Below are 19,943 nucleotides of genomic sequence, written 5' to 3'. Positions count from 1 at the left end.
GGTCTTTGCTATCGGATCAAAGTAGCCAGAGGCTCGCTTTGTGCTTCAAGGCGTTCAGTGGGCCTTGAGACAGATATGGCGCAGCGGACGGGACTCGAACCCGCGACCCCCGGCGTGACAGGCCGGTATTCTAACCGACTGAACTACCGCTGCGTATCGCTTGACCGGCTGAACATAAGGCTTCAACCGTCTTTAAACATCTGATCGATCAGCCTTGGCTGTTCAATCTCAAGTCCGACACATCGAACCTGGAAAATATGGCGCAGCGGACGGGACTCGAACCCGCGACCCCCGGCGTGACAGGCCGGTATTCTAACCGACTGAACTACCGCTGCGCGTCGGTGCAACCTTTAACGTTGCGTCTTGCCCTGAAGCAAAACTCTCAAGAAGTGGTGGGTGATGACGGGATCGAACCGCCGACCCTCTGCTTGTAAGGCAGATGCTCTCCCGGCTGAGCTAATCACCCTTTGCTTCGTTGAGGCCGCGAAATTTACGCAGGTAGCGGACCTAAGTCAATAGCCCGCTTGAAGTTTTTCTGAAAAAGACAAAATTGCTTCAAGACAGCTATCCACCCTACTCGCTGTAAATCATCTTCTTGCTCATGCCGCCATCCACGACAAACTCTTGCCCGGTAACAAACCCCGCCTGGCGCGACAGCAGCCACGCCACCATTGCCGCCACGTCTTCCACCGTACCTACCCTGCCCGCAGGGTGCTGGGCGTGATCGGCGTCACTCAAGGGCTCGGCACGCCGGGCCGCCGGATCCCGCGCATCGATCCAGCCGGGGCTGACCGCGTTGACCCGCACTTCCGGCCCCAGGCTCATCGCCAGGGCGTGTGTCAGGGCCAGCAAGCCGCCCTTGCTCGCGGCATAGGCCTCGGTGTCAGGCTCCGATTGGCGAGCCCGCGTCGACGCCAGGTTGACGATAGCGCCGCCATGGGCACGCAGATACGGCGCACAGTGCTTGGCCAGCAACATCGGCCCACTGAGGTTCACCGACAGCACCCGATTCCAGTACGCCAGGTCCAGGCTTTCCAGCGTGATGTTGCGCGGGTCGGCCACCGCCGCGTTGCAGACCAACGCGTCCAGGCGCCCGAACTGCCCCAACACCTCGGCGACCCCCTGGGCGACTTGCTTCTCGTCGGCCACGTCCATGCTGATAAACCAGGCATTCTCGCCCAACACCTTGGACACCTTGGAACCGCGCTCGCGGTCCAGGTCGGTCAACACCACTTGCCAACCCTCACTGATCAGCCACGCGGCAATCCCGAGGCCAATGCCTCGCGCCGCGCCCGTCACCAGCGCGACACGCCCGTTACTGGCGGCTGCGACTTCCATGGACCACTCGATCACAAGGCCGCCAACCCGCGAGCCAGATCAGCCTGCAAGTCCGTCACGTCTTCCAGGCCTACCGCAATGCGGATCAGACTGTCACGAATACCGGCCGCCTCACGCTCCTGCGGCGCCAGGCGGCCGTGAGACGTGGTGCTCGGGTGGGTAATGGTGGTTTTGCTGTCACCCAGGTTGGCGGTGATGGAGATCAGGCGTGTCGCATCGATAAAGCGCCAGGCGCCCTCTTTGCCGCCCTTCACTTCGAAACTCACCACAGCACCGAAACCGCGCTGCTGACGCTGAGCCAATTCGTGTTGCGGGTGGCTCTTGAGGCCGGCGTAGTGCACCTTCTCGATGCCGTCCTGTTGCTCCAGCCATTCGGCCAGGGCCTGGGCGTTGGCGCAATGGGCCTTCATGCGCAGGCTCAGGGTTTCCAGGCCTTTGAGGAAGATCCAGGCGTTGAACGGGCTCAAGGTCGGGCCAGCGGTGCGCAGGAAGCCGACGACTTCCTTCATCTGTTCGCTGCGACCCGCCACCACACCACCCATGCAACGGCCCTGGCCATCGATGAACTTGGTGGCCGAGTGCACAACGATATCCGCGCCCAGCTTCAACGGCTGTTGCAACGCCGGAGTGCAGAAGCAGTTGTCCACCACCAGCATTGCGCCCTTGGCGTGCGCCACTTCGGACAACGCAGCGATATCCACCAGTTCGGCCAGAGGGTTGGACGGCGACTCGACGAACAGCAGCTTGGTGTTGGCCTTGATCGCCCCATCCCAGCCGGACAGATCCGCCAGGGGCACGTAATCGACTTCGATGCCGAAACGCTTGAAATACTTTTCGAACAGGCTGATGGTCGACCCGAACACGCTGCGCGACACCAGCACATGGTCACCAGCGCTGCACAGGCTCATCACCACCGCCAGGATGGCGGCCATGCCGGTCGCCGTTGCAACCGCCTGCTCAGCGCCTTCCAGCGCCGCGATACGCTCTTCGAACGCACGCACGGTCGGGTTGGTGTAACGCGAATACACGTTGCCCGGCACTTCGCCGGCAAAGCGCGCAGCGGCATCGGCCGCAGTACGGAACACGTAGCTGGAGGTGAAGAACATCGGATCACCGTGCTCACCTTCCGGGGTGCGGTGCTGGCCGGCGCGCACAGCCAGGGTATCGAAAGCTACGCCATCGAGGTCGCTGTCCAACCGACCGGCATCCCATTCCTGACTCATGCTGCCACTCCTTACTCAATTCTTTATTTAAGATACAAAACCGGCCCCTCAGGGCCGGTTGTCACTCAGTTGTTGTAAAGGTCGATGATCGCGCTGACCGCCTGGGTCTTGATCTTCGACGAGTCGTTGCGCGCCTGCTCGATCTTGTTCAGGTAGGCCTCGTCAACGTCGCCTGTCACGTACTTGCCGTCGAACACCGCGCAGTCGAACTGCTCGATCTTGATCTTGCCACCACCGACCGCTTCGATCAGGTCTGGCAGGTCCTGGTAGATCAACCAGTCGGCGCCGATCAGGTCGGCCACGTCCTGTGTCGAACGGTTGTGTGCGATCAGCTCGTGGGCGCTCGGCATGTCGATGCCGTACACGTTCGGGTAACGCACGGCAGGCGCTGCGGAACAGAAGTACACGTTCTTCGCACCGGCTTCGCGGGCCATCTGGATGATCTGCTTGCAGGTGGTGCCGCGCACGATGGAGTCATCCACCAGCATCACGTTCTTGCCGCGGAATTCCAGCTCGATGGCATTGAGCTTCTGGCGTACCGACTTCTTGCGCGCTGCCTGGCCCGGCATGATGAAGGTGCGGCCGATGTAGCGGTTCTTCACGAAGCCTTCGCGAAACTTGACGCCCAGGTGATTGGCCAGTTCCAGCGCGGCGGTGCGGCTGGTGTCCGGGATCGGGATCACTACGTCGATGTCGTGCTCCGGGCGCTCGCGCAGGATCTTCTCGGCCAGCTTCTCGCCCATGCGCAGACGCGCCTTGTAGACCGAAACGCCGTCGATGATCGAATCCGGACGCGCCAGGTAGACGTGTTCGAAGATGCACGGGGTGAGCTTCGGCGCCACGGCGCACTGACGGGTGTGCAGCTTGCCGTCTTCAGTGATGTACACCGCTTCGCCCGGCGCAAGATCGCGAATCAGGGTGAAGCCCAGCACGTCCAGGGACACACTTTCGGAAGCGATCATGTACTCGACGCCTTCGTCGGTGTGACGCTGGCCGAACACGATCGGGCGGATGCCGTGCGGGTCACGGAAACCGACGATGCCATAGCCGGTGACCATGGCCACTACCGCGTAACCACCGACGCAACGGTTATGCACGTCAGTAACGGCGGCGAATACGTCTTCTTCGGTCGGCTGCAGCTTGCCACGCTGGGCCAGCTCGTGGGCGAACACGTTGAGCAGCACTTCCGAGTCGGAACTGGTGTTGACGTGGCGCAGGTCAGATTCGTAGATCTCCTTGGCCAGTTGTTCAACGTTGGTCAGGTTGCCGTTGTGCGCCAGGGTGATGCCGTAAGGCGAGTTGACGTAGAAAGGTTGAGCTTCGGCCGACGTCGAGCTACCGGCAGTCGGATAACGCACATGGCCAATGCCCATATGCCCGACCAGGCGCTGCATGTGACGCTGATGGAACACGTCACGTACCAGACCATTGTCCTTGCGCAGGAATAACCGGCCGTCGTGGCTGGTCACAATACCGGCAGCGTCCTGGCCGCGGTGCTGGAGGACGGTTAGCGCGTCATACAGCGCCTGATTGACGTTCGACTTACCGACGATACCGACGATGCCACACATGCGACGCAACCCCTACTTAATGAATCTTGACTGAACACAACTTACTGAGGCGTTTTGGCCGGCAAGAGGTGTTCCTTGAACGGAAGATCAGCGGGTACGCTGATTCCGCTGGCCAGCCACTGACTGCTCCACCCCAGAATGAGGTTCTTGGACCAGTCTGCAACCAATAGAAATTTTGGCACGAGTACCGACTCCTGCCACCACGAATCCTGCTGTACCGGCCCCAGGCTCAAGAGCCCGACCGCCACGACCACCAGCAACGCGCCACGCGCGGCGCCGAAGGCCATGCCGAGAAATCGATCGGTCCCGGAGAGGCCGGTGACACGTATCAACTCGCCAATAAGATAATTGACCATTGCCCCCACCAGCAGCGTGGCGATGAACATGATGGCGCAGCCCGCGATGACGCGAGCCGAAGGTGTCTCGATGTATCCGGCCAGGTAGACCGACAATGAACCACCGAACATCCAGGCTACGACTCCTGCGATGATCCAGGTCAGCAACGACAGTGCTTCTTTGACGAAGCCGCGGCTTAGACTGATCAAAGCGGAGATGGCGACGATTGCAACAATCGCCCAATCAACCCAGGTAAATGGCACGTTGGAGCCTACGGACAGATGAGGCGGCGCATTTTAGCAGAGCGTCGGGCTATCGGTAAGCTGTGATTGTGGCTGCCTTGCAAATCAGTAGTTTGGGACGAGCAAATCCGCTTTCAACCCCGCTCAGGCTGGAACCGGGTCACGAAACCCTTGAGGTTCTGCTGGCGATCCAGCAAATCCCGCAGGCGGTCTGCCTCGGCACGCTCGATCAGCGGCCCGATAAACACCCGGTTCTTGCCATCGGCACTACGGATATAGGCGTTGTAGCCTTGGCTACGCAGCTTCTTTTGCAACGCGTCGGCGCCCTCGCGGCTGCCCAGGCTGGCCACCTGGATCGACCAACTGATCGGCAAGCCATTCGGATCGATGCGGCTCTGGCCGACATCCGGCTTGCCCGGCGCGGCGGGCTGCGGCGCTACCGGCTTGGGCGCAGGTGCCGGCGCAGCAGGCTTGGCCGCTACGGTCGGCGCGGGCGCCGGCTTGACCACCGGCACGCTCGGCTGCACCGGCATCGACGGCGCTTGCTGTGCGGCTACCTGAGCATCAGTCGGCACCGGTTCCTCCTCCGGCAAGGCCTGAGGCTCTGGAACCACCACTGGCTCAACCTGCACCTGAGGCACCGTGGGCGCCTGGGGCGCGGCCGGTGCCTCGACAACGACCTGACGCTCTTCATCCTGGCGAGAAAACAGCATTGGCAGGAAGATCACCGCCAATGCCACCAGCACCAGGGCACCGACCATTCGCTGCTTGTATGCGCTATCCAGTAATGCCATGTGCAGCTTCCTCCGTGGAGCGCCGGGCTAACCACTCAAGCGCCTCGGCAACACAATAAAATGACCCGAACAACAGAATCTCATCGTCGGGCGTGGCAATGGCGCACTGTGCTTCAAGGGCATCGGTCACGCTTGCATACGACGTCACCGGCGCAGCAAGGTTCTGCAAGGCCGCTTCCAGCTCGGTGGCCGGGCGGCTGCGCGGTGTATCCAGCGGCGCGACGGCCCAGGCCTGGACACTGCCCAGCAAGGGCGCGACCACCCCTTCCAGGTCCTTGTCGGCCAGCAGACCAAACACGGCCAAGCGACGACCGACCGGCGGCGTACGTGACAGACGCTGCGCCAGGTACTCGGCCGCATGGGGGTTATGCCCCACGTCCAGCAGCAGGTTCAGGCGCTTGCCCTGCCATTCGAATTCACGTCGGTCCAGACGCCCTACCACGCGAGTCGCCAGCAAGGTGGCCGCGATCTGTTCGGCATTCCACGGCAGATCCAGCAGCAGATAGGCTTGCAGCGCGAGCGCGGCGTTTTCCATCGGTAGATTCAGCAGCGGCAGGCCGCTCAGCTCGACAACCTGGCCACGGGCATCACGCCCACGCCACTGCCAGTCAAAGGCGCCGATCTCGAGATTGAATTCGCGGCCACGCAGGAAAAATGGGCAATCCAGCTCACGCACCTTGTCCAGCAAGGTGTGCGGAGGGTCGATATCACCACATAACGCCGGCTTGCCCTGGCGGAAGATCCCGGCCTTTTCATAGGCCACGGACTCACGGGTATTGCCAAGATAGTCGGCGTGGTCCACGCCAATACTGGTGATCAACGCCAAATCGGCATCCACCACGTTGACCGTATCCAGGCGCCCACCCAAGCCGACTTCCAGTACGACCACATCCAGTTGCGCACGCTCGAACAGCCAGAACGCCGCCAGGGTGCCCATCTCGAAGTAAGTCAGGGAGATCTCGCCCCGGCCCGCATCGAGTGCGGCGAAGGCTTCGCAGAGTTGCTCATCCGTGGCTTCGACACCATTGAGCTGCACCCGCTCGTTATAACGCAGCAGGTGCGGGGAATTGTAGACGCCGACTTTCAGCCCCTGGGCCTGCAGCAGCGCCGCGACAAAGGCACAGGTAGAGCCTTTGCCGTTGGTGCCGGTCACCGTGATCACTCGCGGCGCCGGGCGGCCCAACCCGAGGCGGGCCGCTACCTGTTGCGAGCGCTCCAGGCCCATGTCGATGGCGGACGGATGCAACTGCTCAAGGTAGGCGAGCCACTCGCCCAGGGTACGTTGGGTCATAGGTTTGCAGGCACCGGCGGCACGACGATCGGCTCGACTTTAGGCGCGACGTACACCGGAGTCGGCAGGCCCATCATTTGCGCCAGCAGGTTGCCCAGGCGTGGACGCAGCTCACCGCGCGGGATGATCAGGTCGATCGCACCGTGCTCCAGCAGAAACTCGCTGCGCTGGAAACCTTCCGGCAGTTTTTCACGCACGGTCTGCTCGATCACGCGCGGGCCGGCAAAGCCGATCAGCGCCTTGGGCTCGCCGACGATCACGTCACCCAGCATCGCCAGGCTGGCGGAAACGCCGCCGTAGACCGGGTCGGTCAGCACGGAGATGAACGGGATGCCTTCTTCACGCAGGCGTGCCAGGACCGCAGAAGTCTTGGCCATTTGCATCAGGGAGATCAGGGCTTCCTGCATGCGCGCACCACCGGAGGCCGCGAAGCAGATCATCGGGCAACGGTTTTCCAGGGCATAGTTGGCGGCGCGGACAAAGCGCTCACCGACGATGGCGCCCATGGAGCCACCCATGAAGGAGAACTCGAATGCCGACACCACGACCGGCATGCCCAGCAGCTTGCCGCTGACGGAAATCAGGGCGTCTTTCTCACCGGTCTGCTTTTGCGCAGCGGTCAGGCGGTCCTTGTACTTCTTGCCATCACGGAACTTCAGACGGTCAACCGGCTCCAGGTCGGCGCCCAACTCGTTACGGCCTTCGGCGTCGAGGAAGATGTCGATGCGGGCGCGGGCGCCGATACGCATGTGGTGGTTGCACTTGGGGCAAACGTCCAGGGTCTTTTCCAGCTCCGGGCGGTACAGCACCGCGTCGCAGGACGGGCACTTGTGCCACAGACCTTCAGGAACCGAGCTTTTCTTCACCTCGGAACGCATGATCGAAGGGATCAGTTTGTCTACTAACCAGTTGCTCATGCTTTCTTTCTCCAGTACCGGTGGCTTGAACACAGCCCCGCGTATGCCCTTGAGCTAAATTCATATATGGCGATGACACAGGCTGGACGGGGTCAGACGTTCGACCGGCCTTTTCCTGCCTGTATCCTCAGCCTTCCAGACAACCTGCCAGCGCAGGGTTGCCACTTCGTTTCCGGGCCACCACAGGCGGCGCCGGGCTGTTTTACACAGTGGTAGTTATGGACGGCGGCAGACTGCCAGCCGTCACATTGCACCCCTGCTGTTGCGCACAGCCTGCATGAATGCGCGAATCTTGCTGTGATCCTTGATGCCCTTGCCCTGCTCCACCCCACCGCTGACATCCACGGCATACGGCCGCACCTGTTCGATTGCCGCCCCGACATTTGCAGGGTTGAGCCCGCCGGCCAGGATGATCGGCTTGCTCAAGCCTGCGGGAATCAGCGACCAGTCGAACGCTTCGCCAGTACCGCCGGGTACGCCTTCGACATAGGTGTCCAGCAAAATCCCGCGGGCACTGCCGTAGGCGGAACACGCCGCCGCCATATCATCCCCGGCCTTGACGCGCAACGCCTTGATATACGGCCGCTGGTAACTTTCACATTCCTCAGGCGTTTCGTCGCCATGGAACTGCAACATGTCCAAGGGTACGGCATCCAGGGTTTCGTTGAGCTCGCAGCGACTGGCATTGACGAACAGACCCACGGTGGTCACGAACGGCGGCAATGCGGCGATGATCGCTCGCGCCTGCAACACGTTCACCGCCCGTGGGCTCTTGGCATAAAACACGAAACCGATGGCATCCGCCCCTGCCTCGACCGCCGCCAGCGCGTCTTCTATGCGGGTAATCCCGCAAATCTTGCTGCGAACGGCTGACATGTCGTGGAAACCTCCAGGGTTGGACCGAGAAAGCCCCGGATGGTAACAAAAGCTTTTCCGGGCGTCAGCCGCCAAGTTCGCTGAAACCTGTGAGGAAGTGTGGTCCGATGAAACGCTCCGGCAACTCGAACTCGTCTCGGTACTCCACATCCACCAGGTACAGGCCGAACGGGTGTGCCGTGACCCCTCCCGTGCGACGAACGCGGCTTTCCAGCACTTCCCTGGCCCACTCTACCGGACGCTCGCCAGTGCCGATGGTCATCAGCACCCCGGCGATGTTGCGCACCATGTGATGCAGGAAGGCCCCGGCACGGATATCCAGCACGATCATCTTGCCGTGACGAGTCACCCGCAGGTGGTGGACCTCCTTGATCGGCGACTTGGCCTGGCACTGGCCGGCACGGAAGGCGCTGAAATCATGCACACCCACCAGGTGCTGCGCGGCCTCGGCCATGCGCTCGGCGTCCAGCGGGCGGTGGTTCCAGGTAATTTCTTCGTTAAGGTGCGCCGGGCGGATCTGGTCGTTGTAGATCACATAGCGATAGCGCCGGGCGATGGCCTTGAAACGCGCATGAAAATGCGCCGGCATGACCTTGGCCCAACTGACGCTGACGTCATGGGGCAAATTGATATTTGCGCCCATCACCCAGGCCTTCATTGACCGCTCGGCCTGAGTGTCAAAGTGCACCACCTGGCCACAAGCATGCACACCGGCGTCGGTACGCCCGGCGCACATCAGCGATACCGGTGAATCGGCGACTTTCGACAGGGCGTTCTCCAGGGTCTCCTGCACCGTCAGCACGCCGGACGCCTGACGCTGCCAGCCGCGATAGCGCGAGCCCTTGTATTCCACGCCCAAGGCGATGCGGTAAAAGCCTGCGGCCGCCATTTCGGCGGTCGGGTTATCTATATTTGCCAAGAACTGAGAGCCTGATGAGTTGCGCGAAGGCGGCCATTATGCCGGTTTGCAGGGGAGCCCACAAAAGCAAAACGGCGACCCGAAGGTCGCCGCTGTTTGAACAATGGGCTGTCAAGCCAACCGACCGAGCATTTCCTTGGCCTCGCCGCGTTGAACCTCATCGCCTTCGGTCAACACTTCGGAAAGGATATCCCGCGCGCCGTCCGCATCGCCCATGTCGATATAGGCCTGGGCCAGGTCGAGCTTGGTAGCCACCTCATCCGTGCCGGAGAGGAAGTCGAATTCCGGCTCATCATCGCCCAACGCCGCGTCTTCTGCGGTAAAGGACGGCTCGATGGACGGATGTTCCAGGCTCTGGGACAGGCGATCCAGCTCGGCGTTGACATCATCCAGTTCCGACGTGAAAGCATCGGGCTTGGCGGCCGCTTCCGGCTCATCGGCCAGGGACAGGTCGAAATCCTCCGGCAAATCGAAGTCATCCAATGCCGCAGGCGTGAGGGTCGGCGGCTCGACGGCCGGCACGTCCTTCATCTGCTCTTCCAGGCCCGAGAGGAAGTCGTCATCGGATTGTGCCGAAGCCGGGGCATCCAGTTGCAGGTCCAGATCGAAGTCCGACAAGTCGTCCGACGCGGCCTTGGCTTCGGTCTGCTGCTGCAACAGCGACTCGAAGGTCTGCTGATCGTCCTTGATCTGAGCCGGGGAAGCTTCTTCAAGATCGTCCAGGCTGAGATCGAAATCAGTGTCAAAGGCCTCCGGCTGCGCAGGCGCCGGTTTGTCTTCGAGCAAATCCTTGACGTATTGAGCATCCAGGGCAGCAGCCGCCACCGCGGCACTGACACCCGCCGCCAACACGGCCATGGCCGGGAAGCGACTCTTGAGCTGCTCGACCTGGGCGTGGTTTTCACCATTGGCCACCAGTTGACGCTCCTGGGTCACGAAACCGTCCTTGTCGTTTTGCAGGCCGTAGACTTCCATCAGTTTCAAGCGCAGGTCGCTGCGCTTGGGCTCATGCTTGATCGCTTGCTCCAGCACGTCGGCGGCCTGGTTCAGGTGACCACGATCGATATGAGACTGGGCCTGGGCCAGCGCATCGTTTGAATTCACCGGAGCCACGGCAACCGCCAGCGGCGCAAGTACGGAAGCAACAGTCGGCACAACAGCCGCCGGTTCAACCACCGGAGCCGGGGCCGGTGCGGCGGCCAGCTTTACGCTGGGCGGCGGCGTCTCCAGGCCTTCGAAGCTGCTCGGCGGCAGGTCGTCATGAAGGTTAGAGGTGAACTCCGGCTCTTCAGCCAGGGCCCGCGCCATGCGCAGGTGTTTTTCCTCTTCGCGGCGCGCATTGCGATGGCGCGCCCATAACAGCAGGAGCAGCAGCACCAGCAAGCCCGCCGCACCACCGATCACACCGAGAACAATCGGGTTGGTCAGCAGTTCATTGAATTTGCCGTCGGCACTGGCCGGTGCCGCGTCCGCCTTGACCGGCTCAGGCGCTGGCGCGACGGGTGCAGGGGTGACAGCCTCGGGCTTGGCAGGCGCGGCGGATGGCTCGCCCGCCAATTGCGCGGGTATCGCGGCAGTCGCCGGAGCACCCGGAACAGCCTTTTCAGCCTGCAAACGCGCCAGTTGATCGTTTTTCAGTTGAATCAGTTTTTGCAGCTTGTCCAACTGGCTTTGCAGGTCTGCCGCGCGGCTTTTCAGCTCTTCGTTGTCGCGACGGGTGGTGTCCAGTTGCTCCTGGGTCATCGCCAGCTTGTCGCTGAGTGCCGCGCTATCGCCCGCCTTGCCCTTGGCGCCCTTCTTGGCGGCCTCGGCAGACACCAGGCTAAGGTTGTCTTTGGTGTTGGTACTTGCGGGCGCGTTACCGGCCTGGGTGCGCTTGGTGGCGTCCAGTTGCTGCTTGCCCGCTGCCGGGTTGGTGGCGGCGCGTCGGCCCTGGCGCCAGGCGGCATTTTGCGCGCTCACCTCAGCAATTGCCTGGGGTTGCGGCAGTGCAGTGCTTTGTACGGCATCCGGCAGACGCAGGACCTGGCCGGTTTTCAGCCGGTTGATATTGCCGTCGATGAACGCATCCGGGTTCAGCGCCTGGATCGCCAGCATGGTCTGCTGCACAGAGCCGCCATTACGGTGCTTCGCGGCGATTTCCCACAGGGTGTCGCGGGAGGTGGTGGTGTGCTGTGCCGGTTTGCTCGAGGCGGGCGCGGCGTTGGTCGGCGCAGCCAGACGCGGCGCAGGCGCGGCAGCGGTGGGTGCCGGCTGCTCGAACTTGGCCGGGTCGAGCAACACGCTGTAGTCACGCATCAAACGGCCATTAGGCCATTGCACCTGCAACAGGAAACGCACGTAGGAATCAGGCAACGGCTTGCTGGAGGTGACGCGCACCACGCTGCGGCCGTTTGGATTGACCACCGGGGTAAACGTCAGGTCATCGAGAAAAGCCTGGCGATCAACGCCCGCGTCCACAAATGCCTGGGACGAAGCCAGGCTTGGCGTGATCTCGGAGGCCGTGAGGCCACCGACATCGAGCAATTCGATTTCCACCGCCAACGGCTGGTTCAACTTCGACTTGAGGGTCATCTCCCCCAGCTGCAGCGCCTGCGCCATACCGGAGGACAGCGCCGAGGCGGCCGCTATTGCTAACACCAGTTTGCGAACTTGAACCATAGCCTCATCCTTTGTTTGAACACTCCCCGGCCTGCGAGAAGGTTGGTAACCGCTGCCATAAGGCATGGCGAGCCGATAGGTCACCGACGCGCAACTTTTCCTGCCTGGGACCAAGCATAGCGCCTGGCTAGAATCAATCTACAAATTGCCGCCAAGTATCTTTTACGCAAGGCCTTTTATCAACAACTGCGCCAGCTGCACGGCATTCAGTGCGGCGCCTTTGCGTACGTTATCTGACGTCAGCCACAGATTTAGTTCCGCCGGGTCATCCACACCTGCCCGGACACGACCGACATAGACCACATCCTGGCCCACTGCATCGCCGACGGCTGTAGGAAAATCCCCTTCATCCACAAGCTCGATGCCCGACGCAGCGTCAAGTGCGCGGCTCACCGCCGCCAGATCAACCGCCGCCCCCAGTTGCAAGGACACTGTCAGGCTATCGCCAAAAAACACCGGGGCTTGAACGCAGGTTGCGGAAATCTTTAGCAAAGGTAATTCCAGCACTGCACGCAATTCGTGGACCAGGCGTTTTTCCAGGACCGTATGCCCCTGGGCGTCTGGCGTGCCAACCTGAGCCAACAGGTTGAAGGCGACCTGTCGATCAAAGAACTTCGGCTCCAGCGGGCGCATATTCAGCAGCTCGGCGGTTTGCCGGGCCAGTTCGCTGACAGCTTCACGCCCCTGGGCCGACATCGCCAGGCTGGCGGTGACGCTCACCCGCTGGATATCCAGCAAGCCCCGCAGAGGCGCCAGCACCACCGCCAGGTTGGTCGCCGACGGGCTGGGGCTGCCGAGCTGGAACGGCTTCTTCAGCCCCTGCAGCACGTGGGCATTGGCCTCCGGCACCACGTGCGGAGCCTGCGTGGCCGGCAAGGCGCCGGACAAGTCGATCACCGAGCACCCAGCCGCCGTGGCACGCGGCGCAAAACTCAGGGTGACCGCCGGCCCCGCCGCAAAGAACGCCAACTGCGCCTTGCTGAAGTCAAATTCGTCGACTTCCTTGACCCGCACATTCTTGCCACGAAAGGGCACGGAGGCGCCGGCCGAGTTGTTGCCCGCCAGCAAATACAGAGTGCCCACCGGAAAATCCAACTCTTCCAGGATCTGCACCAGGGTTTCGCCGACGGTGCCGGTGGCGCCGATCACGGCGATTTCAAAGGTCTGGGTCATGGGGGCTGCCTCGGGCATTGCGGGGGGAGCGGCACTTTACCGGGTGGTGGGGGGTGAGGCAATTAAGCTGGCATTTGTGGTAGGGCTGATGGCCTTATCGGGGGCAAGCCCCCTCCCACACTCGAACGGGTTCGCAGGTCAAAATGTGGGAGGGGGCTTGCCCCCGATGAGGCCCGACCAAACAACAAAAAACCCGCGCCTGTCACCAGAACGCGGGTTTTCATCATTGCCTCACGCGATCAACGCTCCAGCAAGATCCGCAACATGCGGCGCAGCGGCTCGGCCGCGCCCCACAGCAACTGGTCGCCCACGGTGAACGCACCGAGGAACTGGCTGCCCATGTTCAGTTTACGCAGACGACCCACCGGTACATTCAGGGTGCCGGTGACCTTGGTCGGGCTCAGCTCCTGCATGCTGATATCACGGTTGTTCGGCACCAGCTTGACCCACGGGTTGTGCTGGCTGATCAACGCTTCGATATCGGTGATCGGCACGTCTTTGTTCAGCTTGATGGTCAGCGCCTGGCTGTGGCAGCGCATCGCGCCGATGCGCACGCAGATGCCGTCCACCGGGATCGGGCTCTTGAAGCGGCCGAGGATCTTGTTGGTCTCGGCCTGGGCCTTCCACTCTTCGCGGCTCTGGCCGTTCGGCAGTTCCTTGTCGATCCATGGGATCAGGCTACCGGCCAACGGCACGCCGAAGTTTTCGGTCGGGTAGGCATCGCTGCGCATGGCTTCGGCCACGCGGCGGTCGATGTCGAGGATCGCGCTGGCCGGGTCGGCCAGTTGATCGGCGACTGCGGCGTGGGTCGCACCCATCTGCTTGATCAGCTCACGCATGTTCTGCGCGCCGGCCCCAGAGGCCGCCTGATAGGTCATGGCACTCATCCACTCGACCAGGCCAGCTTCGAACAAGCCGCCCAGGCCCATCAGCATCAGGCTGACGGTGCAGTTGCCGCCGACGTAGTTCTTGGTGCCGGCATCCAGCTGCTGGTCAATGACCTTGCGGTTCACCGGGTCGAGGATGATCACCGCGTCGTCCTGCATGCGCAGGCTCGAGGCGGCGTCAATCCAGTAACCCTGCCAGCCGGCTTCGCGCAGCTTGGGGAAGACTTCGCTGGTGTAGTCGCCACCCTGACAGGTCAGAATCACGTCGAGGGTTTTCAGCTCTTCAATGTTGTAGGCGTCCTTGAGCGGAGCAATATCCTTGCCCACGGACGGCCCCTGGCCACCCACATTCGAAGTGGTGAAAAACACCGGCTCGATAAGATCGAAATCCTGCTCTTCCAGCATCCGCTGCATGAGCACGGAACCGACCATACCGCGCCAACCGATCAGACCTACACGTTTCATCGCAACTACACCTTGTTAAAAAGTGGGCCGCCTTGCAGCAACAACTGCAAGCGGGCCCGAGAGATTACAGATTCCGCAGCGCGGCGACTACTGCGTCGCCCATTTCTTGCGTACCGACCTTGGTGCAACCCTGCGACCAGATGTCGCCGGTGCGCAACCCCTGATCCAGCACCAGGCTCACGGCCTTCTCGATGGCATCCGCCGCGTCGCTCAGGTTGAAGCTGTAACGCAGCATCATCGACACCGACAAAATGGTCGCCAGCGGGTTGGCAATGCCCTGGCCCGCGATGTCCGGCGCCGAACCGTGGCAAGGCTCGTACATGCCCTTGTTGTTGGTGTCCAGGGACGCCGACGGCAGCATGCCGATGGAACCGGTGAGCATCGACGCCTGGTCGGACAGGATGTCGCCGAACAGGTTGTCGGTGACGATCACGTCGAACTGCTTCGGCGCACGCACCAGTTGCATGGCGGCGTTGTCGACGTACATGTGGCTCAGTTCGACGTCCGGGTAGTCCTTGGCCACTTCTTCGACGATTTCGCGCCACAGTTGGCTGGAGGCCAGTACGTTGGCCTTGTCCACCGAGCAGACCTTCTTGCCACGCACGCGGGCCATGTCGAAGCCGACACGGGCGATACGGCGGATTTCGCTCTCGCTGTACGGCAGGGTGTCGTAGGCCTGGCGCTCGCCATTTTCCAACTCGCGCACGCCGCGTGGCGAGCCGAAGTAGATACCGCCGGTCAGCTCGCGCACGATCAGGATATCCAGGCCCGCGACCACTTCCGGCTTGAGGCTCGAGGCGTCGGCCAGTTGCGGGTAGAGGATCGCCGGGCGCAGGTTGCCGAACAGGCCCAGTTGGGCACGGATTTTCAGCAGGCCGCGCTCAGGGCGGATGTCACGTTCGATCTTGTCCCATTTCGGGCCGCCCACGGCGCCGAGCAGTACGGCGTCGGCCGCACGCGCACGCTCCAGGGTCTCATCGGCCAGCGGTACACCATGCTTGTCGATGGCCGCGCCGCCGATCACGTCGTGGCTCAGCTCGAAACCCAGGCTGTACTTGCTGTTGGCGAGTTCCAGCACCTTGACCGCTTCGGCCATGATTTCCGGACCAATACCGTCGCCAGGGAGAATCAGAATCTGCTTGCTCATGCGTTCCTCATTTCATCAAGCGACCCGCCCGTGGGCAGGTCGGGAAAAATCAATCAGCGTTCGGCAAAGACCACCAGCACGTCGGTGCTGAAGGTGCCGTCGGCCTGAATTTCGTAATAATCGCGCACTTCCTGACCCATCGACTTTTGCAGCTCGAGGATCGCCGCGCGCAGCACCTGCGGCGTGCGCATGCGCTCGACCCACGAGGTGTATTCCAGGCGCAGGCGCTGGCGACTGCTGGTTCGTACATGCAGACCGGATTCGCTGAGCTGCTGCATCCACTCGGCGGCAGAGTAATCGCGCACGTGGCTGGTGTCGCGCAGCACTTCGACGGTTTGCAGGTAAGTGTCCAACAGCGGGCTGCCCGGTGACAAGACATCGACGAAGGCCGCCACGCCACCCGGCTTGAGCACCCGGCGCACTTCACGCAGGGCCAGGCCGAGGTCGCTCCAGTGGTGGGCCGAATAACGGCTGAACACGAAGTCGAACTCGCCATCGGCGAACGGCAGGCGCTCAGCGGCGCCGTTCACGGTGCGGATATTGTCCAGGCCACGGTCCGTCGCAGCGGCGGCAACCACGTCGAGCATCTGCTGGGACAGGTCGTAGGCGACCACTTCCTTGACCAGCGGCGCGACGTGAAAGCTGACATGACCGGCACCGCAGCCCAGGTCCAGCAGTCGCGCACTGCCCTGCCCGGCCAGTTCGGCCTGGAGCAGCGCGAATTCGGTGCCCTGGGCGTGCACGGCACTGCTCAGGTAGGCGGAGGCTTGCTCGCCGAATTGTTTTTGCACGACTTGGGTGTGGGCGGTGGTGGTCATGATGGTTTCCTTGGGTTTTGGGGTGTTGGTACTGGCGCTATCGCAGGCAAGCCAGCTCCCACAGTTGGAATGCATTCCAATGTAGGAGTCGGGCTTGCCCGCGATGGGGCCCGCACGGTTACCGCCAATCAGGCATCGCGAAACAACCAAGGCTGGCTCGCCCGGTGTTTGGCTTCAAACGCGGCAATCGCATCGCCGTCCTGCAAGGTCAGGCCGATATCGTCCAGGCCGTTGATCAGGCAGTGCTTACGGAACGCATCCACTTCAAAGTGATACACCTTGCCGTCTGGACGGGTCACAGTCTGCGCTGCCAGGTCGACGGTCAGTTGGTAGCCCTCTTCGGCTTCCACCTGCTTGAACAGCTCGTCCACTTCGGCATCGCTCAAGATGATCGGCAGCAGGCCGTTCTTGAAGCTGTTGTTGAAGAAGATGTCGGCATAGCTCGGCGCGATGATGCTGCGAAAGCCATACTCTTCCAGGGCCCATGGCGCGTGTTCACGGCTGGAACCGCAGCCGAAGTTTTCCCGGGCCAGCAAGACGCTGGCGCCCTGGTAACGCTCGGCGTTGAGCACGAAATCCTTGTTCAGCGGGCGCTTGGAGTTGTCCTGGTAGGCGTAGCCCACATCCAGGTAGCGCCACTCGTCGAACAGGTTCGGGCCGAAGCCGGTGCGCTTGATCGACTTCAAGAACTGCTTGGGAATGATCTGGTCGGTGTCGACGTTGGCGCGATCCAAAGGGGCGACAAGGCCGGTGTGTTGGGTAAAAGCACGCATCGGGTATTCCTCAGATCAATTCGCGAACGTCGATGAAACGACCGTTGACGGCAGCGGCGGCGGCCATGGCCGGGCTGACCAGGTGGGTACGCCCACCGGCGCCCTGACGCCCTTCGAAGTTACGGTTGGAGGTGGACGCGCAGTGCTCACCCGACTCCAGGCGGTCCGGGTTCATCGCCAGGCACATGGAGCAGCCCGGCTCACGCCATTCAAAACCGGCTTCGAGGAAAATCTTGTCCAGGCCTTCGGCTTCAGCCTGCGCCTTGACCAGGCCCGAGCCCGGCACCACGATGGCTTGCTTGATAGTCGAAGCCACTTTGCGGCCCTTGGCGATCACCGCCGCGGCACGCAGGTCTTCGATCCGCGAGTTGGTGCAGGAACCGATGAACACGCGATCCAACTGAATGTCGGTAATCGCCTGGTTAGCCTTCAAGCCCATGTACTTCAAGGCGCGCTCAATGGAGCCGCGCTTGACCAGGTCGGTTTCCTGCGCGGGGTCCGGCACGTTCTGGTCGACGGCCAGGACCATCTCCGGCGAGGTACCCCAGCTGACTTGCGGCTTGATCTGGGCAGCGTCCAGCTCGACCACAGTGTCAAACACCGCATCGGCATCGGAGACCAGGTCTTTCCAGGCGTGCACAGCGGCGTCCCAATCTTTGCCTTGTGGGGCAAATGGACGGCCCTTGACGTATTCAACGGTCTTTTCGTCCGCCGCCACCATGCCCACGCGGGCACCGGCTTCGATGGACATGTTGCAGATGGTCATGCGGCCTTCGATGGACAGGTCGCGAATCGCGCTGCCGGCGAACTCGATGGCATGGCCGTTACCGCCGGCGGTGCCGATCTTGCCGATCACGGCGAGCACGATGTCCTTGGCGGTCACGCCGAACGGCAACTGGCCTTCGACTTTAACCAACATGTTCTTCATCTTTTTGGCGACCAGGCACTGGGTGGCGAACACATGTTCCACCTCGGAGGTGCCGATGCCGTGGGCCAAGGCGCCGAACGCACCGTGGGTGGACGTATGGGAGTCGCCGCACACCACGGTCATGCCCGGCAAGGTGGCGCCCTGCTCCGGGCCGATCACGTGCACGATGCCTTGACGCACGTCATTCATCTTGAATTCAGTGATGCCATATTCGTCGCAGTAGTCATCGAGGGTCTGCACCTGCAAACGCGACACCTGGTCGGCAATGGCTTCGATGCCGCCCTTGCGCTCAGGGGTGGTCGGCACGTTGTGGTCCGGGGTGGCGATGATGGAGTCGACGCGCCAAGGCTTGCGCCCGGCCAGCCGCAGGCCTTCGAACGCTTGGGGCGAGGTCACTTCATGGATGATGTGCCGGTCGATATAGATCAGCGACGAACCATCGTCGCGCCGTTTCACTTCATGGGAATCCCAAAGCTTGTCGTAAAGCGTTTTGCCGGCCATCAGTCGGTCCTCATCAGCGGTGTTTCTCTATGCCGGGCTTTTCAATAACCCTTTGGCTTGTGAGGCTGATGGTATGGCGCTACATTAAATAACTCAAATTCATATTTTTTATGCTTTGGATTACCAACTGGAATACACCATGGACTTGGCCAACCTCAATGCCTTTATCGCCATCGCCGAGACCGGCAGCTTCTCCGGTGCCGGTGAGCGCCTGCACCTGACCCAGCCGGCCATCAGCAAGCGCATTGCCGGCCTGGAGCAACAATTGAAGGTGCGCCTGTTCGATCGCCTGGGCCGTGAAGTCGGCCTGACGGAGGCCGGACGGGCCTTGCTGCCACGCGCCTATCAGATCCTCAACGTGCTGGACGACACGCGCCGCGCCCTCACCAACCTCACCGGCGAAGTCAGCGGGCGCCTGACCCTGGCCACCAGCCACCATATCGGCCTGCATCGCCTGCCGCCGGTGCTGCGCGCCTTCACCCGGGCATACCCGAATGTGGCGCTGGATATTCAGTTCCTCGATTCGGAAGTGGCCTACGAAGAAATCCTCCACGGCCGCGCCGAAGTGGCGGTGATCACCCTGGCGCCCGATCCCCACAACCTGGTGCGCGCCACCCCGGTGTGGGACGACCCACTGGATTTCGTGGTGGCGCCAGAGCACAGCCTGATCAGCAACGGCCACGTCAACTTGGCCGATATTGCCGGCCACCCGGCGGTGTTCCCCGGCGGCAACACCTTCACCCACCATATCGTCAGCCGGTTGTTCGAGGCCCAGGGCCTCACGCCGAATATCGCGATGAGCACCAACTACCTGGAAACGATCAAGATGATGGTGTCGATCGGCCTGGCCTGGAGCGTCTTGCCGCGCACCATGCTCGATGATCAGGTGGCAAGTATCGCTTTGCCGGGCATACAGCTCAGTCGCCAGCTAGGCTATATCGTGCACACCGAAAGGACGCTGTCGAATGCTGCGCGGGCCTTCATGAGCCTATTGGATGCACAGGTCGATCTGCCAGGGATACCGGCATGAAACCGTGCGGCCTCAAGGTCTGAACTGTACCGCGCCATACGCCCATCGAGCCA

Annotated in this window: 17 protein-coding genes and 3 tRNA genes; 1 reads left to right on the top strand and 19 read right to left on the bottom strand. The window is 62.1% G+C overall.

Annotated features, from left to right (window positions below; all coding sequences use genetic code 11):
• Nucleotides 1–76 precede the first annotated feature (76 nt).
• The 19 genes from BM017_RS27115 to leuC all read right to left on the bottom strand — a co-directional run bounded on the left by BM017_RS27115 (nt 77) and on the right by leuC (nt 18,860).
• Nucleotides 77–153 (bottom strand) — tRNA-Asp (locus BM017_RS27115).
• A gap of 105 nt (nt 154–258) precedes the next feature.
• Nucleotides 259–335, bottom strand: a tRNA-Asp gene (locus BM017_RS27110).
• A gap of 55 nt (nt 336–390) precedes the next feature.
• Nucleotides 391–466 (bottom strand) — tRNA-Val (locus tag BM017_RS27105).
• A 107-nt stretch (nt 467–573) separates the two neighbouring features.
• A complete protein-coding gene (locus BM017_RS27100; protein WP_092250362.1) occupies nt 574–1,338 on the bottom strand; it encodes an SDR family oxidoreductase in 765 nt (254 codons plus the stop codon).
• Between the two features lie 11 nt (nt 1,339–1,349).
• Complete coding sequence (locus tag BM017_RS27095) at nt 1,350–2,561, bottom strand: O-succinylhomoserine sulfhydrylase (RefSeq protein ID WP_071492215.1); 1,212 nt, start codon at nt 2,559–2,561, stop codon at nt 1,350–1,352.
• Nucleotides 2,562–2,626: 65 nt separating this feature from the next.
• The gene (gene purF / locus BM017_RS27090) at nt 2,627–4,132 is read right to left on the bottom strand and encodes an amidophosphoribosyltransferase (RefSeq protein WP_058426877.1); all 1,506 of its coding nucleotides are present in this window, start codon (nt 4,130–4,132) and stop codon (nt 2,627–2,629) included.
• 41 nt (nt 4,133–4,173) lie between these two features.
• On the bottom strand, nt 4,174–4,731 hold the full coding sequence (locus tag BM017_RS27085; protein WP_003192538.1) for a CvpA family protein: 558 nt from the start codon (nt 4,729–4,731) through the stop codon (nt 4,174–4,176).
• Nucleotides 4,732–4,844: 113 nt separating this feature from the next.
• Nucleotides 4,845–5,504 carry an SPOR domain-containing protein gene (locus BM017_RS27080; RefSeq protein ID WP_092250359.1) on the bottom strand — a complete coding sequence of 220 codons (660 nt, stop codon included), beginning with the start codon at nt 5,502–5,504 and terminating at the stop codon, nt 4,845–4,847.
• Nucleotides 5,488–6,795 carry a bifunctional tetrahydrofolate synthase/dihydrofolate synthase gene (gene folC / locus BM017_RS27075; protein WP_092250356.1) on the bottom strand — a complete coding sequence of 436 codons (1,308 nt, stop codon included), beginning with the start codon at nt 6,793–6,795 and terminating at the stop codon, nt 5,488–5,490. Before folC ends, BM017_RS27080 begins: the two co-directional genes overlap by 17 nt.
• Nucleotides 6,792–7,712 carry an acetyl-CoA carboxylase, carboxyltransferase subunit beta gene (accD, locus tag BM017_RS27070; RefSeq protein ID WP_025856447.1) on the bottom strand — a complete coding sequence of 307 codons (921 nt, stop codon included), beginning with the start codon at nt 7,710–7,712 and terminating at the stop codon, nt 6,792–6,794. Before accD ends, folC begins: the two co-directional genes overlap by 4 nt.
• A gap of 243 nt (nt 7,713–7,955) precedes the next feature.
• The gene (locus tag BM017_RS27065; protein WP_092250353.1) at nt 7,956–8,588 is read right to left on the bottom strand and encodes a phosphoribosylanthranilate isomerase; all 633 of its coding nucleotides are present in this window, start codon (nt 8,586–8,588) and stop codon (nt 7,956–7,958) included.
• Between the two features lie 64 nt (nt 8,589–8,652).
• A complete protein-coding gene (gene truA, locus BM017_RS27060; protein ID WP_071492219.1) occupies nt 8,653–9,477 on the bottom strand; it encodes a tRNA pseudouridine(38-40) synthase TruA in 825 nt (274 codons plus the stop codon).
• A 141-nt stretch (nt 9,478–9,618) separates the two neighbouring features.
• Nucleotides 9,619–12,168: a FimV/HubP family polar landmark protein gene (locus tag BM017_RS27055; RefSeq protein ID WP_092250350.1), complete on the bottom strand. Its 2,550-nt coding sequence runs from the start codon at nt 12,166–12,168 to the stop codon at nt 9,619–9,621.
• Nucleotides 12,169–12,330: 162 nt separating this feature from the next.
• Entirely contained in the window at nt 12,331–13,341 is a 1,011-nt protein-coding gene (locus BM017_RS27050; protein ID WP_092250347.1) for an aspartate-semialdehyde dehydrogenase, read from the bottom strand.
• 239 nt (nt 13,342–13,580) lie between these two features.
• A complete protein-coding gene (gene asd, locus BM017_RS27045) occupies nt 13,581–14,693 on the bottom strand; it encodes an aspartate-semialdehyde dehydrogenase (protein WP_092250344.1) in 1,113 nt (370 codons plus the stop codon).
• Between the two features lie 64 nt (nt 14,694–14,757).
• The gene (leuB, locus tag BM017_RS27040) at nt 14,758–15,840 is read right to left on the bottom strand and encodes a 3-isopropylmalate dehydrogenase (protein ID WP_092250341.1); all 1,083 of its coding nucleotides are present in this window, start codon (nt 15,838–15,840) and stop codon (nt 14,758–14,760) included.
• 53 nt (nt 15,841–15,893) lie between these two features.
• Nucleotides 15,894–16,658: a class I SAM-dependent methyltransferase gene (locus tag BM017_RS27035; RefSeq protein WP_092250338.1), complete on the bottom strand. Its 765-nt coding sequence runs from the start codon at nt 16,656–16,658 to the stop codon at nt 15,894–15,896.
• 128 nt (nt 16,659–16,786) lie between these two features.
• Nucleotides 16,787–17,431, bottom strand: a complete 645-nt coding sequence (leuD, locus tag BM017_RS27030; RefSeq protein ID WP_015884976.1) for a 3-isopropylmalate dehydratase small subunit — start codon at nt 17,429–17,431, stop codon at nt 16,787–16,789.
• A gap of 10 nt (nt 17,432–17,441) precedes the next feature.
• On the bottom strand, nt 17,442–18,860 hold the full coding sequence (gene leuC, locus BM017_RS27025; protein ID WP_092250335.1) for a 3-isopropylmalate dehydratase large subunit: 1,419 nt from the start codon (nt 18,858–18,860) through the stop codon (nt 17,442–17,444).
• Between the two features lie 139 nt (nt 18,861–18,999).
• On the opposite strand from leuC, the gene BM017_RS27020 reads away from it, so the two are divergent.
• The gene (locus BM017_RS27020) at nt 19,000–19,890 is read left to right on the top strand and encodes a LysR family transcriptional regulator (protein WP_071492224.1); all 891 of its coding nucleotides are present in this window, start codon (nt 19,000–19,002) and stop codon (nt 19,888–19,890) included.
• The last annotated feature ends 53 nt before the right edge of the window (nt 19,891–19,943 follow it).

The sequence above is a fragment of the Pseudomonas sp. NFPP04 genome, from assembly GCF_900113815.1.
GTDB lineage: Bacteria > Pseudomonadota > Gammaproteobacteria > Pseudomonadales > Pseudomonadaceae > Aquipseudomonas > Aquipseudomonas extremorientalis.
The sequence above is the reverse complement of the archived record's forward strand: the minus strand, read 5'-3'. Positions and strand labels throughout refer to the sequence as shown.

What these genes read in the sequence shown, in the direction of transcription:
- BM017_RS27100 (WP_092250362.1), bottom strand. Translation starts at nt 1,338, where the DNA reads ATGGAAGTCGCAGCCGCCAGTAACGGGCGTGTCGCGCTGGTGACGGGC.
- BM017_RS27095 (WP_071492215.1), bottom strand. Translation starts at nt 2,561, where the DNA reads ATGAGTCAGGAATGGGATGCCGGTCGGTTGGACAGCGACCTCGATGGC.
- purF (WP_058426877.1), bottom strand. Translation starts at nt 4,132, where the DNA reads ATGTGTGGCATCGTCGGTATCGTCGGTAAGTCGAACGTCAATCAGGCG.
- BM017_RS27080 (WP_092250359.1), bottom strand. Translation starts at nt 5,504, where the DNA reads ATGGCATTACTGGATAGCGCATACAAGCAGCGAATGGTCGGTGCCCTG.
- folC (WP_092250356.1), bottom strand. Translation starts at nt 6,795, where the DNA reads ATGACCCAACGTACCCTGGGCGAGTGGCTCGCCTACCTTGAGCAGTTG.
- accD (WP_025856447.1), bottom strand. Translation starts at nt 7,712, where the DNA reads ATGAGCAACTGGTTAGTAGACAAACTGATCCCTTCGATCATGCGTTCC.
- BM017_RS27065 (WP_092250353.1), bottom strand. Translation starts at nt 8,588, where the DNA reads ATGTCAGCCGTTCGCAGCAAGATTTGCGGGATTACCCGCATAGAAGAC.
- truA (WP_071492219.1), bottom strand. Translation starts at nt 9,477, where the DNA reads ATGGCGGCCGCAGGCTTTTACCGCATCGCCTTGGGCGTGGAATACAAG.
- BM017_RS27055 (WP_092250350.1), bottom strand. Translation starts at nt 12,168, where the DNA reads ATGGTTCAAGTTCGCAAACTGGTGTTAGCAATAGCGGCCGCCTCGGCG.
- BM017_RS27050 (WP_092250347.1), bottom strand. Translation starts at nt 13,341, where the DNA reads ATGACCCAGACCTTTGAAATCGCCGTGATCGGCGCCACCGGCACCGTC.
- asd (WP_092250344.1), bottom strand. Translation starts at nt 14,693, where the DNA reads ATGAAACGTGTAGGTCTGATCGGTTGGCGCGGTATGGTCGGTTCCGTG.
- leuB (WP_092250341.1), bottom strand. Translation starts at nt 15,840, where the DNA reads ATGAGCAAGCAGATTCTGATTCTCCCTGGCGACGGTATTGGTCCGGAA.
- BM017_RS27035 (WP_092250338.1), bottom strand. Translation starts at nt 16,658, where the DNA reads ATGACCACCACCGCCCACACCCAAGTCGTGCAAAAACAATTCGGCGAG.
- leuD (WP_015884976.1), bottom strand. Translation starts at nt 17,431, where the DNA reads ATGCGTGCTTTTACCCAACACACCGGCCTTGTCGCCCCTTTGGATCGC.
- leuC (WP_092250335.1), bottom strand. Translation starts at nt 18,860, where the DNA reads ATGGCCGGCAAAACGCTTTACGACAAGCTTTGGGATTCCCATGAAGTG.
- BM017_RS27020 (WP_071492224.1), top strand. Translation starts at nt 19,000, where the DNA reads ATGGACTTGGCCAACCTCAATGCCTTTATCGCCATCGCCGAGACCGGC.